Consider the following 14,756-nt stretch of genomic DNA (forward strand, 5'->3'; position numbering starts at 1 on the left):
AATTAATAATGATAACAATTAGTTATAAAAATTGATGCGGGCCGTCCGCAAGTTTCCCCTTGCAAAAAATGAATCATGACTCATAATTCACCAACGAGATGAGCAGAGGGCGCTTCGGCTGATGGCGAATAGCTGGCAACCGCGAACCGTGTGGCAAGTCGTCGAGGCCGGCGCGCGGGACAATCCGGATAAAGAGATTGCCGTGATTGAACGGGAGCGGCTGACCTTCGGCCGGCTCGCCGAGAGGGCGAAGCGGCTCTCCGCGCATCTGGCGGCGCTGGGCCTGAAGCCGGGCGACAGGGTCGCCCTCTGGCTCGAGAATTCGGCGGCTTGGATCGTCGTCTTCTGCGCGGTGGCGCGGCTTGGGGCGGTCCTGGTTCCCGTCAACACGCGCAGTCGCCCGGCGGAACTCGACTATCTGCTGGCTGCCTCCGAGCCGTCCATCCTCGTTCTCGGCCACGATCTCGCCGGCAAGACGAACGGGCTCGACGTTCTGCAGGGCCTCTGCCCCGGAAGGGATGTGGCAAGGGCCGGCGAGCGATGGCCCTCCCTTCGGCACGTCATCGGGGTTGCGGCACAGACCGTGGACGCCGAGCTCAGCTATGAGCATCTGCTTGCGGACGGGTCGGCCGGCGGATGCCCGGCGCCCGAGGTGCGGCCCGACGATCCGGCGATCATCCAGTTTACCTCAGGCACGACGGGGCGGCCGAAGGGTGCCGTCCTGACTCATAACGGCATGGTGCGCAACGCCTTCGAGGTCGGCGTGCGGATTGGGCTCGGCCCGGACGACAGGCTGTTCAGTCCGCTGCCGTTCTTTCATGTCGGTGGCCTGGTCCTTGCCGTTCTCGCGTGCATTGTGCATCGGGCCACGGTGGTGAGCGCAGCGTCCTTCGTGCCGGAGGGGGCGCTTGCCGTCATGGAGGACGAGCAATGTACATTGATCGGCGCGTTGGAGACCCTGTGCCTCGGCCTGCTCGACTGCCCGAGACTGCCGGATTTCAAGCTCAGGATCAGGGGTGGCTTCGCGCCCGGGCCGGCGTTGATTGCGCGACGGATGCGCGACGAGCTCGGCGCGGAGCATATCGTCAACATCTTCGGACTTTCGGAGGCATCGTCGACCTGCGCGGCGCCAAGCTGGGCGGACGAGCCCGAAATCCGCACCGACACCGTTGGGGACGCTTTGCCGGGCATCGAGATCGGTATCTTCGACGAGAAGAGCGGGGAGCGCATCCTTGACGGCCGCGCCGGTGAGATCCGCGTCAAGGGATTCAACGTCATGCTGGGTTACTTCCGGGATCCCGAGAGCACCGCAAGGGTTCTTCTCCCGGACGGGTGGCTTCGCACGGGCGATCTGGGCGCCGTGGGGGCGGACGGCAAGCTACGGATATCCGGGCGCCTGAAGGAAATCATCCGCAGCGGTGGTGAAAATTATAGTCCCGTGGAGGTGGAGGAGGCCCTTATGGCGCACCCGTCCGTTTCCATGGCGGCTGTCGCTCCCGTTGCCGATGCGCACTGGGGGGAGGTGGGGTGGGCCTTCGTCAAGCTGCGTGGGGGGCATGAGCACACGAAGGACGTCGAGCTGCTTGAATACTGCAGGGAGCGTCTGTCCAACTTCAAGGTGCCGCGAAGGGTGATCTTCGTGGACACGGTTCCATTGAGCGCCAGCGGGAAGATCCAGAAATCCGTTCTGCTCGACGGCGTTGCCGAGCGGGGTAGGTCTTCTGCGCCGGCTGCCAAGCCTGGTGCAACAGGCGGAGATACGAGGAATATCCATGGACGGTAATATCAGCACTAACATAGCTTGGGCGACGCCAGACAAGATTACGGTGTTCGGGCTTGACCTGTGTGAGGAGGTGATCGGCAAGGTCGATCTCGGCCAAATGGCTTTTCTGGAAATCTTTGCCCGTCTTCCCAATGAACGCGAGCAGCGCATGTTCAATGCGCTTCTTGTCATTCTCGTGGAACATGGCATCACGCCGTCGTCGCTGGCGACGCGCATGACTTATTGTGGCGCGCCGGAGGCCGTCCAGGCCGCCGTCGCGGCCGGGTTGCTGGGCCTGGGTTCGGTGTTCGCCGGCTCTCTCGACGGCGCGGCCCGGATGCTCCAGGAGGCGATACCGGATCCCGCCCAGCCCGGCGACCTCGATGCGATCGCCAAGACGATCGTCGCGACTTTCAAGGCGAAGAAAGAGATCATCCCTGGCCTTGGACATCCGTTTCACAAGCCGATCGACCCACGAACCCCCAAGCTCTTCGAGGTCGCCGAGCAGACGGGCTTCTCGGGGCCCTATGTCGAGCTGATGAAGAATATTGGGGCAGAAGCCGAGACAGTCTATCGCCGGCCGCTCCCCCTCAATGTGACGGGGGCGATGGGCGCGGTCGCGAGCGAGTTCGGGATCTCCTGGCGCATCTGTCGAGGGCTCGCCGTGATGGGGCGCGCCATCGGACTGGTCGGGCATATCCTTGAGGAAAGCCGCAATCCCATGGCCGATGAGATCTACGCGAGGGTTGAGGAAGAGGCGACGCGCCATGCCCATGACAATCATGCCAGAGGTTAAGGCGAAGGTTGCTGACAGGGTCAAGTCCGACATCGTCGGTCGGCACGCAGGCGAGGCCCATACCGTCGCGACGCTCAGGCGGATTCTCGCCTACGCAGCGGCCATCGATGCCAGCGATCACTGCTATACCGACGATCTAAGGCCTGAGGGTGTCGTTGCGCCGCCGCCATTCGCCATCTGTCTCGAATGGCCCGTCGTCAGCGGCTGGTGGGGCACGCTGGGCGGCTTCTCGAATCCCGAGCGAGCCTTCGAGTCCGTTCATGTCTTCCAGGACTCGCATTTTCATGGCCTGATCAAACCCGGGCAGGAACTGCGGACGACGGGGCATATCGCGGCGGTGCGCCCGACAAGTGCCGGCGCATATGTGGCCGTGAAGCTCGAGACGGTGGACGTAGCCTCGCTCAAAACCATGGTGACCAGCTGGTGGGGCGGCATCTTCCTCGGCATGTCGGTCGAGGGGCCCGCGCGCGAGACCGAGGCCCTGCCCCGGCTTCGACAGGAGCCCGGCCTGCCTGCCGGCCCCGCCGAGCGGGAAATCATTCCGATCGATCGCCTGTATCCGCATATCTATACCGAGTGCTCGCAGATATGGAACCCGATCCACACGGAACAAAGCTTCGCGCGCAGGAGCGGCCTGGAGGACATCATCCTTCATGGCTCGGCTACCTGGGCCATGTCCGCTCTGAGGCTCGTCAGGCGCTATGCCGGAAGCGATCCGGCGCGCCTCAAGCGCATAGCCGTCAACTTCAAGGGAGCGGTGGTTCCCGGCAAGCCGATCGTTCTGGAGCACCGGAGCGATCCGGATCTGGCCGGCGCGGTCGTTTTCGCAGTGCGCAATGCCGCCGGGGAATTGGCGATCACCCACGGAATTGCCGAATTCGAATAGCCATGCCGGCCATGGCCTGTATGCTGACCTCCAACTCGAACCAAACGATGAATCAGGTAATGTCAAAGACCGTATCGCCAGTGAGCCGCCGAACCCGTGTCGAAAAATCCAACCAGGTGCGGGCCGCATTGTTGGACGCAGCTATCGATGTGGTCGGGAAATATGGATACGCGGGCGCGTCGATCTCGCGGATCACCGCGCGCGCTAAAGTGGGGCAAGGAACGTTCTACAATTACTTCGAATCCCGGAACGCCATCTTGGATGAGCTTCTGCCCACCATGGGCGAGATGATGCTCGATTTCATTCGCAAGGAGGTCTCGCCCCCAGGCAGTGAGCTCGATCGTGAGATGCAACGGTTCGACGCCTTCTTCAAGTTTCTGGTCGCCAAACCCCAATTCTACCGCGTGCTCAATGAAGCGGAGCTGTTCGCGCCTGCCGGCTACCAGAAGCACTTCGCCAACCTGACAAACAACTACAACCTCGCCTTTGCGAAGGCCCACGCCCGCGGTGAGATGCCCGATTACGACGACCAGGAACTGGAAGTGCTTGTTGCAATCCTCATGGCAATCAAGGGAAATCTTGGACAGCGCTACGCCTATGCCAATGGCAAGGTTTCGCCGATCCCGGATTTCGTTCGCCGCACCTATGAAAAGCTTATCAAGAGGGGAATATTCGGACCGATATCGTCAGCCGATTGATATCGTATTTCAGCACATACCATTCCAGAGGTATTGTGTTCGCCATTGAAATAGTAAACTGAAAATAATTTGGTTGCCGTGTTAGTTAAATACGGCAACTGAATATCTTATTGTATTGCATTTATCTATCTTTTTGGATCTTTTTTATTTATATATACGATTTATAGTATGAAGTATGCTTGACGTCGCAAAAAATCTGACATAAGATAACATTCAATATGTCGTATCGTATTATGATATGAGGTCGTTATGCTCATTGACGTTCATGGACACGCTCTCTCCGAACGTTTCATTCGCGATCTGACGCGCAAGCCGATCAGCGGGTTGACGTGCGATATTGCAGACGATGGGGCGGTCACGGTTCGCCATCCAGGCGATGATCGCAACAAGAGCACGCTGGACCCCCATCTTTTCGACATGCCGCATCGGCTCGACAGCCTGAGGCGCCGCAAGGTCGAGAAGCAGTTCTTTGCGCCTCAGCCGTTTCTTCTCGCCTGGAATGGAAGCGCTGCGGACGTGGAGCTCTCGCGTGCACTGAACCGGCAGTCGATGGATGTCCAGGAGGCGGGCGACGGCCTGCTCGAAGCCATGGCCGTTCTGGCGCTCGGAGAGCCCGAACGGGCAGCTGACGAGTTGCAGAGGGCAGTCGATGAATACGGGATGCGCTCGGCGATGATCCCGTCGACGGCCGGCGGCGTGCCCCTGGACGAAGCGCAATTCACGCCGCTGTTCTCAGCCGTCGAGCGTCTGGGCGTGATGCTCTTCATGCATCCTACCGCCATGCATTCCCCTCGCTACGGGCACTATCTCAACCATGTGCTCGTCGGCTTTCCCCACGAGACGACGCTCGCGGTTACGCGCATGATCTTCGAGGGATTCTTTGAGCGGCACCCCGGGATCAAGCTGATCCTGGCTCATGGCGGAGGCGATCTCGCATTCCTCAGCGGCCGGCTCGACTCCGCCTATCTCGCCTCTGGCTGGGAGGCGGACCCTTACTGTCGGCGCCATATTTCCAAGCCGCCGAGCGCCTACTTACGCGATCTGTACTACGACACCTGTACGTTGAGCGAAGACAGCAATCGCTTCCTGGTCGCGAAGATGGGAGCCGAGCGGATCGTGTTCGGCACGGACTATCCTTTCGACATCGGCGACCCCGAAGGCATGCGGACCGTGCCCGTGCTCGACGAGCTTCCATCCGATCAGCGGGAGATGATCTCGCGGTCGAACGTGCTCACGTTGCTTGCGCGCTGAATGCGGATGGACCGGAATTCTGTCATGCCGAACTCGAATCTTTCCGGATCACTCCAGGAGGCGACGGAACCCGGCTGGCACTCTGCCGCCGCCCCCCGTTCGCAGCGGGCCGCACGCAGCCTTTCGCGGGCAGCGAGCGCGTTGCTTCCGATCGGCGTCGTCGTCATCATCATTTCAGCGTGGTCGCTCGCCATCGTTCTCTTTCGGATTCCAAGCTATATTCTTCCTGCGCCGTCCAGCGTGCTTACGACAATCCTCGACAACAAGCTCCTGATCGTCAGGCACAGCCTGTCGACTTTGACGGTGATTGCCCTCGGCTTCCTCATCAGCGTGGTGGTCGGCATCACGGCTGCTGTTCTGGTCGTCATGAACCGCACGATCGAACGTGCATTGATGCCGATCATCATCGGCTCCCAGACCATTCCCAAGGTCGCCATCGCGCCGCTGCTGGTCGTCTGGCTCGGCTTCGGGATCGAGCCCAAGGTGGCCGTGACTTTCCTGATCTCGTTCTTTCCGATCGTGGTCTCGACGATCACCGGGCTCAAGGCGGTCGAGAGCGAGATGCTGGAACTGGTCCGCTCGATGGGTGCGGGCAGTCTCAGGACGGTGTTCCTCCTGCGGATACCCACCGCGCTTCCACAGGTGCTCAGCGGCCTGAAGCTCGGCATCACTGCGGCCGTCGTCGGCGCGGTCGTCGCTGAATTCGTCGGGTCGGACAGCGGCCTGGGTTACCTGCTGCTCACGTCGACCGCCGTTCTCGACGGCCCGATGGTCTGGGCGGCCCTGCTCGTTCTAGTCGCGATCGGCGTGCTCCTGTTCGCAGCAATCATACAGCTGGAGCGGCTGCTTATCCCATGGCACGTCTCGATACGCACCGAAAATCAATAATCAAGACGGGGAAGAGGAGAAGTATTATGGCGGGAAATGCAACCTTCGGTCTGACCAGACGCAGCCTGTCGGCCTGTCTCGCAGCCGGTCTGGTCGTGCCCTTCTTGGCGCGTCGCGCCCGGGCTGCCGATCGAGTCGATCTGCGTCTCGATTGGGTGCTGAGCGGATATCATGTTCCATTCTATTGGGCCAAGGAAAAGGGATATTATCGCGATGCCGGGATCGACATCGATATCAAGCTCGGCACAGGTTCCGGCACCGCGCTGAACCTGCTTGCGGCGCGGGAGGCTACCTTCGCCATGGCGGATTCCATGGTCGCCGCCAATTCCATCGCCAGGGGCATGCCGATCAAGTCGATTTTCGTCCACGAGCAGGTTGGGGGCTGGGCGATCGCCTCCTGGGCGGATAAGCCGATCCGGCAGCCGCAGGATATGATCGGCCGCAGCATTGCGGCCGCCGCCGATCAGAAGGCGATCGTCGATCTCTTCATCGCCGTCAACAAGCTTCCCAAGGATGAGGTGACGATTCGCGTGGTGAGCGCCGCTACCCGAAACACCGTCTTTCTGCAGCGGCAGGTCGATGCGATCGTGAGCGCTCCGGTAGGCTCGCTCATGGACATGATCGTGGCCGCTCAGGCGGGGACGGCGCCCCCCGTCCACGTAATGTCATTTTCGGATTTCGGCATAACCGCCTTCGGCCACGGAATTTCGGCGCTCAATGAGACCATTGCCGCCAATCCCGACCTCGTGCGGCGCTTCATTGCCGCGTCGATACGCGGTGTCGAGGATGCCGGCAAGAATGCCGACGAAGCGACTGATGCAGCGCTTCGTCTGTCCGAGACGCACACCGATCGCCGGACGTCGATCAAGCTGCAGTGGCTGGAGACGATGAAGCGGCTACATACACCCGCTTCCGTCGGCCAGGTCGTTGGCTGGATGAGCGCCAGCGACTGGCAAAACTGCGTCGACATCCTGCTCACCACCGGCGTGATCGCCCAGCCCCTGCCGGTCGACAACCTCTACACCAACGCCTTCTTTCCGAGCTAGGTCATGGTCGCAGATCAGGCGAGGCCCGCCGTGGACCATGGAGGCACGGAGCAGGAGAAAGCACTCATCCGTGTGGATGATGTCTCGCTATCTTATCCATCATCCGCCGGTCCCATAGTTGCGCTCCAGAACGTCACGTTTTCGGCCAGGGACGGAGAGTTCATCGCCATAGTCGGCCCATCCGGCTGCGGAAAATCGACGCTGCTGAAGTTGTTGGCGGGGCTGATCCCTCCGACGGCTGGTGAGGTACGCGTGAACGGTGAAGTGGTGCGCGAGCCTGGAAAACGCGTAGGCATCGTCTTCCAGAGCGCACTGCTGATGCCCTGGAGAAACATCCTCAGCAACATCTTGCTGCAAGTGGAGGTCAGGGGGCTCAGAACGTCGGATTATATCGATTCCGCGCACCAACTCATCGAACTGGTCGGGCTCACCGGCTTCGCCGAGAAACGGCCCTACGAGCTGTCGGGAGGAATGCAGCAAAGGGTAGGGCTCTGCCGCGCGCTGATTCACGACCCGGACCTTCTGCTGATGGACGAGCCCTTCGGCGCACTCGACGCGATGACCCGCGAGCAGATGAACACGGAGCTTCAGCGGATCTGGATGGAACGCAAGAAGACCGTGTTGCTGATTACCCATAGTATTGCGGAAGCAATCTATTTAGCCGATCGTGTGTTGGTCATGAGCTCGCGTCCCGGCCGCATCATCGCCGACCTTGCGGTGGATCTTCCGCGTCCGCGGACGCTCGACATGACCGGATTGGAAGGTTTCGGCGCCCTTTCCAATAAAGTCAGGCGCCAGTTAAATGCGGTATCGGCCGTTGATTGATCGCGCGGCCGCTATCAAAATAAAGCTAGGTGAGCTCGGCAGCCAGAGCGCTTTCCGATTAAATGGAATCATTTAATCGATAAGAATTCGCTCAAAATCAGAAACTTAGAGACTTTTGCGTTTCAACGAAACGCGGAAAGTCTCTAATTCAGAAGATGGTCGGATGGCTATGACGAACCAAGACGTGGCTTCTATCCCGGACCCGCTGCCGGCGATACTCGCGGCCCGGGCCCGGACTCAGCCCGACAGGATTTTCATCAGGACGGTCGAAGGGGAGGACGTGAGTTATGCCGACCTTGAGCGCCGGGTGCGCGCCTGGATGGAGACGCTGATCGAAGCCGGTACAGAAGCGGGAAAAAACATTGTCGTAATGCTTCCGAACAGCATCGATTCCATCGCGATCTGGATGGCTGTCGCCAGGATCGGAGCGGTAGAGGTGCCGATCAATACGGCTTATCTGGGAAGCATGCTTCGCCATGTCGTCGTCGATTCCAGCGCCGACATCGTGATTGCGCACACACGATTCCTGCCGCGCTTCGAGGCGCTGCAGGACGAGATGCCCAACGTCCGGGAGCTCATCGCAGTCGGCGAGGGGGGTGAGGCCGGCATTTCGCGGTTCCGGGTCAGCGCCCCGCACCGCGCGGCCGGGGGATCTGAACGCCGGTCGGTGAAGCTGGAGGCGCATGATCTCGCATGTATCGTCTACACGTCGGGGACGACCGGCCCCTCGAAGGGGGTAATGGTGCCCTGGCGTCAGATATGCGAGACTGCGCGCTGGTGCATCCCCAATAAGGACCTGACGCCGGAAGACGTCTGGTACTGCCCCTGGCCATTCTATCACGTGAGCGGGAAGCTGAGCCTCTACGGGACGGCCCTCGCCGGCGCGACCCTCGTACTCAGGGATACGTTCAGCACCAGCCAGTTCTGGCCCGACATTCGCAATTTTGGCTGCACGACGACGATGGTCGTCGGCGCCACCATCGCTTTCCTTGAGAGCCAGCCGCCGACTCCGCGCGATCGCGACCATCCTCTCAGAAACGTCTACGTCTGCCCCCTGCCGCAGGATCCGCAAAGTTTCATGGCGCGGTTCGGCGTCCGCCTCTGCACCGCGTTCAACATGACGGAGACAAGCTGCCCGATCGTGACGGAATGGGTGCTCGGGCCCGGAAACAGTTGCGGAAGGGTCAGGCCCGGCGCCGCGTGTCGGATCGTCGACGAGCACGACGAGGAAGTTCCCGACGGTACGGTCGGCGAACTGGTCGTTCGCTCGGATCGTTCATGGGAACTGATGTCGGGCTACTGGAATCGGGCGGAAGCGACTGTCTCGACCTGGCGAAATCAATGGTTCCATACTGGCGACGCTTTCAAGCGCGATGCGGAGGGCAACTATTTCTTCGTCGATCGGCTGAAGTACTCGATCAGGCGTCGAGGAGAGAACCTTTCCTCCGTCGAGCTCGAAAGCGAAGTGAACGCGCATCCGGACGTCGCGGAATCGGCTGCAATCGGCGTTCCGTCGGAATGGGGCGAGGAGGACATCAAGGTCTTCGTCGTGACGAAGAACGGACGGGAACTCGATCCTGCGGACCTTATTCGCTTTCTGACCCCGCGTGTGCCCCGTTTCATGCTGCCGCGATACATCGTCCAAGTCGACGGCATCCCGAAGACGGACACTTTCCGTGCCAGGAAGGAGGAGCTGAAAGCCATGCCGGTCAACGAGAAAACCTGGGACAGCGCGAGACAGTGACGATGGACCGGCGCCCGAAGAAAGTCGAAGGCAGATCGCAGGAGCCCGTGGAGCAGGGCGTCGTTCCCATTCAAAGCGTCCAGCGCGCCGCGGCCATGTTGAGCCTCTTCAGCGCGAAGCAGACGACGCTCACTTTGGCGGAAATGCGCGACGAGCTGGGAATGAATACGCCAACGGCACACCGTTATGCGATCACCCTGCGGCAGACGGGGCTGCTCCACTACGATGCGGCGACGAGATCCTATTCTCTCGGGCCGCGGATAATTCTGCTTGGCACCGTTGGCCTGAATGGTTTGACGCTGACGCAAATTGCGCGGACATACCTCGATTCGCTGGTCAGGCGAACCAATCTGACGGCGACGCTGGCGATATGGGACGGCAAGGCGCCTGTGGTCGTTCAGGTCAATGACGAGACGGATGGGCTGCTATCGATCGGAGTGCGCATCGGCACGCGCTTGCCTCCTTTGGGGTCGGCCGCGGGGAAGGTCTTCTTGGCATTTTCCGACGAGGCGGCCGCCTCTTACGGGTTGGCGGGACAGGACGGCGCTACGCAGGCCGTCGCGCAGGATGTCTTGACGATGTCTCAGGATGAAAGAGAGAGCTTCATAACGGAGATCGACAAAATTCGCCAGACCCACATCGGTATCAACCTCGATACGATGCCGGGATTTTGTTCGATAGCCGCTCCCGTGTTGAGGGCGGGGGAGATCATGGGTGCATTGGTTCTCAACGGGAGTAGCGCCTCTCTTCCGGCTACCGAACGATCGGTGGCGGCGGGCCACCTGCTGCAAACCGCCCGAGCCCTTGGCCGGGCTCTTGAAGGCGGCGAGTCCCTCTCTTCCGAGCCATGAGCTGGTTATGGACCGCTATCACGACAGGTTAGGTGCGATATGACAGTTGAATTCGAGGTATCAGACAACATCGCAACCGTGATGCTTGCAAGACCCGAGCGGCTGAATGCAATTAACAACGCGATGGTCGACGCGCTGGCCAGGGTCTGGCGCGAGATCAGGGATCGGCGCGATATCCGTGTCGCGATACTGACCGGCGCGGGGGACCGTGCATTTTGTGCTGGCGCCGACCTGCTGGAGTACATTCCCGAGCCTCCACCGATCTCGGACACGTGGGTTCACCAAGCGGGACTGCGGCCCGACCGCGGAATCGAGCTCTGGAAGCCCGTCATTGCGGCGGTGAACGGACATTGTCTCGGCGGCGGCATGACGCTTCTTCTCGCGACGGACATTCGTTTGGCAGTTCCGAAAGCGACATTTGGAACGCCGGAGGTTCGATGGGGCGTCCTCGCGAGTTGCGGGGGAACACAACGGCTGATGCATGAGTTGCCCTCTGCGCTTGCAATGGAGATGTTATTGACTGGCAAGCCGATTGATGCCGCGACGGCCGAACGGCGCGGCCTGATCAACCGGATCGTGGAACCGGACGCGTTGATGAAAGAGGCGCGCGCTGTCGCCCGGCAGATCGCGGCCAATGCACCACTTGCCGTTCAGGCGACGAAGGAACTTGCACTCACATCCCGCGGGGTCTCGCCGGCGATCGGCATCAGGCTGGAAGACGCCATGGTCCGGCTACTGCAGGCAACAGAGGATGTTCGGGAAGGCACAACCGCTTTCGCCGAGAAAAGGCAGCCGGTCTTTCGAGGTGAGTAGCTGTGCGCCACAGACGACATAGGAAAATCCATGCCGATAAATGAGCCGCTTATCCTGTCCGAAGAGCAGGTCCTGTCTCTGCTGACGCCGGATGATGCTTTCGAGGTCGTTAGAGAAGCCTTTTCAGCAGCTGCGCGGGGAGCCGCGATAAACTTTCCCGTCATTCGGGAGAAGCTACCCGGCCGAATCTTCGGTATCAAGTCGGCGGTGAGCGTCGAACACGGGCTTTTGGGGTTCAAGGCCGGCGGCAGCTTTCCAGGTGATAGCGCGGGGCAGAGCGTACATCAGTCCTCCGTTTCTCTTGTAGACTATGAGACCGGTCAGATTTCCGCGATCATATCAGGCAACGCCATCACGAGACTCAGGACGGCGGCTGCATGCGCACTTTCAATCGCCTGCTCGGCACGGGACGACGCTCTCCGGCTTGGGGTAATCGGTGCCGGAGCTCAGGCTGCTTCTCACATCCGGGCGGCTCTGAAGGTTCGTCCTTTCGAATCCGTCGCGATTTGGAGCCGGTCGTCGACCCGCGCTTCAGCGGTTGCGGACAAAATCCGCGAGCAGGTCGCATGCGATGTCGCTGCGGATCTAAGATCGATGGTCGAGAATAGCGACGTTCTTATCACCTTGACGCCGTCTACGGCAACGCTGGTGGACGACGCATGGGTCAGGCCGGGCACTCACCTGGCCTGCATGGGCGCTGACACGGCAGGAAAGCAGGAGGTCGACAGCCTTCTGGTCGCGCGCGCTCACGTTCTGACGGACGAGGTCGATCAAGCGCTCACGATAGGTGAATGTCAGAGCGCATTCCGTCTCGGATTGATTGCCCGAGACCATATTCGTGGCACGCTGGGAGGGGTACTGGAAGGCCATGTTTCGGCACGTGGGAGTTCTGACGATATCACGCTGTTCGACGGAACCGGTGTCGCATTGCAGGATCTCTTTGCTGCCCGCTTCGTCGTGGATCGTATGAAGTCGATTTCAAACTGACGGACTCCCCGACGGCGGGATCTCTACGGTTTCGCCGGCCTGCCGGGCAGGCCGCAAGGCAGGGTTTCGCCGAAAGCGGTGAGCAGAAGCCGTTGAATCATCTGCCTCTGGCCCGAGGCCAAGGACCACAGAAGGCCGATTTCGCGCGGCATGGGGGCTCCGGGAATGTCGAGGATCTGTATGTTCAACCCCTCGGGCCAGGGACGCGACCATTCCGGAATGATTGCTATTACCAGTCCGGAATCGACCATGACGGCAATTGCTTCGAGGGAATCGAGCTCCGCCCATTCCCGGGGCGCAAGATCGTGTAGGCGCAGCCACGCTTCCAGCTGTCGCCCACCCCAGTTATTGCGGTCATAGCGAATGAAGGGCGAGTTGCGTATCGTATTCAGGATGTCATCGACCCTCATGTCGACCGGGCAGATCAGCCGATACGGCTCGTGGCGCAAGGGCTGCCACTCGTAAGATTTGGTGATCTCGAAAGGCGGGCGCACGAGGATCGCCGCGTCAATCCGGGACTAAACACTGATTGCAACACGCGTTCAGGCCGACATGAAGCTCGTTGATCTCGCCTTCGGACAGGGTGACGATGCTAACGCCCGCGAAGCGCAGGCGCTTGCCTTCTATGAACTGCGATCCCATGCTGCGCGGCGGTTCTGGCGCTCCGTCGCGGGCCGCCGACCGGGACCGGAGTTTCGGGTCATGCCCGCCCAACTCCGTCAATGGCACGTCCTGTCGCTACGCGCGTTGGACGCACAGATGCACGGCGCGAGCTATCGCACCATCGCCGAAGTGCTGCTCGGATTCAGAGGCAACAAGGAGGATTGGGAAGTCGATCCGCGCAAGAACAAGGCCCGTCGCCTCGTCGCCCACGCTATCAACATGATGCAGGGCAGTTATAGGCTGCTGCTGCACTATCCCATCAAAGCAGATGGGCGGCACTGAACTGATAACCCGCGAAGCCGTATGCCGCGCCTAATCTTCTTCCCTGCGTTCAAATTGGGACGGTGATTGACTTATGCTGGAAGTGCGATCTGGCACAAGATGAACGAGCTTTTCGAGATCGCCGACGAGTTTTCGGTTTTTCGCGATGGCAACTACGTCGCGACGCACCTGAATTCCGAGGTCACGCGCGATGACATCATCCGGATGATGGTCGGGCGCGAGATCACGGACATGTTCCCCAAGCAGACGGCTGAGATCGGCGATGTCGTGCTGTCCGTGGACAGGCTGACGCTCGACGGCGTGTTCCACGACACAGCTTCGAGCTGCGCGCGGGGGAGATCCTCGGCGTTGCGGGGCTTGTCGGATCCGCTCGAGGGTCTCGACCACGAGGCTGCCTTCTCGGACCACGATGGGCGCGGCCTCTGTCCAGCCACTCGCGATATCGGTCAGAACCAGGCTGTGAACGAAGCTGCCGCGATTGACATCCCCGCAATGAGCTACCAGGTCCATTTCCATGCTGCCGGGAAGCGGCTCATTCCAGTCAGCAAAGGTGCGCATTTTGATGCGCCGTCGTGGCTCCGGCACAATCCTCGGCTTTTTCGTTCTGTTGGTGCGCTTCGGCATCTGGAGCAAGCGATCGATCGTCGCGGCGCTCACCGACAGGATCTTGTGGCGTATCTCTTCCTCGAGCTTCAAATGGCCATTGCGTTCAAGCGCCGGCAACAAAATAGGCAGCAACGCCTTGAGGCGCTTGCCGCAGACTCGATCGGAAGCTTCCCATAGCACAATCAACGTACTCCGAGCGGCCTCATCATAGAGCGGCCGGCGTTGACGGGTCTGCCGATCCTTCGGCGCCGGTTGGGTATTCAGTACACGGATTGCGGATTTCTCGTGATACCCTGTCGCCACGATGAACTCCTCCAAGATCCTGCGCTTGTCCGCGTTCGCCACAATCGCATAGCGACCCCGGATCGCATTGGCGAGTTCCGTGCGTATGGCATGCGTCATCTTCGCCGTCATGTTGCCCTCCCTGATAGGGGGCATTATGGCGATATATGCCTTCACGGGTAACAATTTAGGTGAGGCAACGAACTCGTTCAGTAACATTTTCATTGAGGCAATGCGACACCCAGGCTCTCATGGTAGCGCTGGTGATTGTAGTGTTCGACGAAGGCCTCGATCTGGGCTTCGAGATCGCCGGGCAGGTAGTAGTTTTCGAGCAGGATGCGGTTCTTCAGGGTCTGGTGCCAGCGCTCGATCTTGC

Annotated in this window: 15 protein-coding genes and 2 pseudogenes; 15 read left to right on the forward strand and 2 right to left on the reverse strand. The window is 60.6% G+C overall.

Annotated elements, in window-relative coordinates; genetic code table 11:
* The first annotated feature begins 121 nt into the window (after positions 1-121).
* From ACUSIJ_RS25430 to ACUSIJ_RS25485, 12 genes are all read left to right on the forward strand, one after another.
* Positions 122-1,783 (forward strand): class I adenylate-forming enzyme family protein, encoded by a 1,662-nt coding sequence (locus ACUSIJ_RS25430; protein WP_449311224.1) that lies wholly within the window; start codon positions 122-124, stop codon positions 1,781-1,783.
* Positions 1,743-2,558, forward strand: a complete 816-nt coding sequence (locus tag ACUSIJ_RS25435; protein WP_449311225.1) for a citryl-CoA lyase — start codon at positions 1,743-1,745, stop codon at positions 2,556-2,558. The genes ACUSIJ_RS25430 and ACUSIJ_RS25435 overlap by 41 nt, the downstream gene beginning before the upstream one ends.
* Positions 2,530-3,444, forward strand: a complete 915-nt coding sequence (locus ACUSIJ_RS25440) for a MaoC/PaaZ C-terminal domain-containing protein (RefSeq protein ID WP_449311226.1) — start codon at positions 2,530-2,532, stop codon at positions 3,442-3,444. The genes ACUSIJ_RS25435 and ACUSIJ_RS25440 overlap by 29 nt, the downstream gene beginning before the upstream one ends.
* A gap of 59 nt (positions 3,445-3,503) precedes the next feature.
* On the forward strand, positions 3,504-4,142 hold the full coding sequence (locus ACUSIJ_RS25445; protein WP_449311227.1) for a TetR/AcrR family transcriptional regulator: 639 nt from the start codon (positions 3,504-3,506) through the stop codon (positions 4,140-4,142).
* 249 nt (positions 4,143-4,391) lie between these two features.
* Positions 4,392-5,393 carry an amidohydrolase family protein gene (locus ACUSIJ_RS25450; protein ID WP_449311228.1) on the forward strand — a complete coding sequence of 334 codons (1,002 nt, stop codon included), beginning with the start codon at positions 4,392-4,394 and terminating at the stop codon, positions 5,391-5,393.
* Between the two features lie 24 nt (positions 5,394-5,417).
* A complete protein-coding gene (locus ACUSIJ_RS25455) occupies positions 5,418-6,281 on the forward strand; it encodes an ABC transporter permease (protein WP_449311229.1) in 864 nt (287 codons plus the stop codon).
* A 26-nt stretch (positions 6,282-6,307) separates the two neighbouring features.
* Positions 6,308-7,327 (forward strand): ABC transporter substrate-binding protein, encoded by a 1,020-nt coding sequence (locus ACUSIJ_RS25460; RefSeq protein ID WP_449311230.1) that lies wholly within the window; start codon positions 6,308-6,310, stop codon positions 7,325-7,327.
* Between the two features lie 3 nt (positions 7,328-7,330).
* Positions 7,331-8,152 (forward strand): ABC transporter ATP-binding protein, encoded by an 822-nt coding sequence (locus ACUSIJ_RS25465; RefSeq protein ID WP_449311231.1) that lies wholly within the window; start codon positions 7,331-7,333, stop codon positions 8,150-8,152.
* Positions 8,153-8,267: 115 nt separating this feature from the next.
* The gene (locus tag ACUSIJ_RS25470; protein ID WP_449311232.1) at positions 8,268-9,896 is read left to right on the forward strand and encodes an AMP-binding protein; all 1,629 of its coding nucleotides are present in this window, start codon (positions 8,268-8,270) and stop codon (positions 9,894-9,896) included.
* Positions 9,897-9,898: 2 nt separating this feature from the next.
* Positions 9,899-10,747, forward strand: a complete 849-nt coding sequence (locus ACUSIJ_RS25475; protein ID WP_449311233.1) for an IclR family transcriptional regulator — start codon at positions 9,899-9,901, stop codon at positions 10,745-10,747.
* Positions 10,748-10,786: 39 nt separating this feature from the next.
* Positions 10,787-11,560, forward strand: coding sequence for an enoyl-CoA hydratase/isomerase family protein (locus ACUSIJ_RS25480; protein ID WP_449311234.1), 774 nt, complete (start codon positions 10,787-10,789; stop codon positions 11,558-11,560).
* A 30-nt stretch (positions 11,561-11,590) separates the two neighbouring features.
* Entirely contained in the window at positions 11,591-12,547 is a 957-nt protein-coding gene (locus ACUSIJ_RS25485; RefSeq protein WP_449311235.1) for an ornithine cyclodeaminase family protein, read from the forward strand.
* A gap of 23 nt (positions 12,548-12,570) precedes the next feature.
* Here the strand turns inward: ACUSIJ_RS25485 and ACUSIJ_RS25490 are convergent, their stop codons facing one another.
* Positions 12,571-13,041 carry a LysR substrate-binding domain-containing protein gene (locus tag ACUSIJ_RS25490; RefSeq protein ID WP_449311236.1) on the reverse strand — a complete coding sequence of 157 codons (471 nt, stop codon included), beginning with the start codon at positions 13,039-13,041 and terminating at the stop codon, positions 12,571-12,573.
* A gap of 58 nt (positions 13,042-13,099) precedes the next feature.
* Between ACUSIJ_RS25490 and ACUSIJ_RS25495 the strand changes: the two genes are divergently transcribed.
* The 3 genes and pseudogenes from ACUSIJ_RS25495 to ACUSIJ_RS25505 all read left to right on the forward strand — a co-directional run bounded on the left by ACUSIJ_RS25495 (position 13,100) and on the right by ACUSIJ_RS25505 (position 14,275).
* Positions 13,100-13,492: a DUF2285 domain-containing protein gene (locus tag ACUSIJ_RS25495; protein WP_449311237.1), complete on the forward strand. Its 393-nt coding sequence runs from the start codon at positions 13,100-13,102 to the stop codon at positions 13,490-13,492.
* Positions 13,493-13,579: 87 nt separating this feature from the next.
* Positions 13,580-13,872 (forward strand): annotated as a pseudogene (locus ACUSIJ_RS25500) (D-xylose ABC transporter ATP-binding protein); the annotation flags it as partial.
* A 112-nt stretch (positions 13,873-13,984) separates the two neighbouring features.
* Positions 13,985-14,275, forward strand: a complete 291-nt coding sequence (locus ACUSIJ_RS25505; protein ID WP_449311238.1) for a hypothetical protein — start codon at positions 13,985-13,987, stop codon at positions 14,273-14,275.
* A 332-nt stretch (positions 14,276-14,607) separates the two neighbouring features.
* On the opposite strand, the pseudogene ACUSIJ_RS25510 reads toward ACUSIJ_RS25505, so the two are convergent.
* Positions 14,608-14,756, reverse strand: a pseudogene (locus ACUSIJ_RS25510) (integrase core domain-containing protein); the annotation flags it as partial.

The sequence above is a fragment of the Pseudochelatococcus sp. B33 genome (assembly GCF_053570585.1).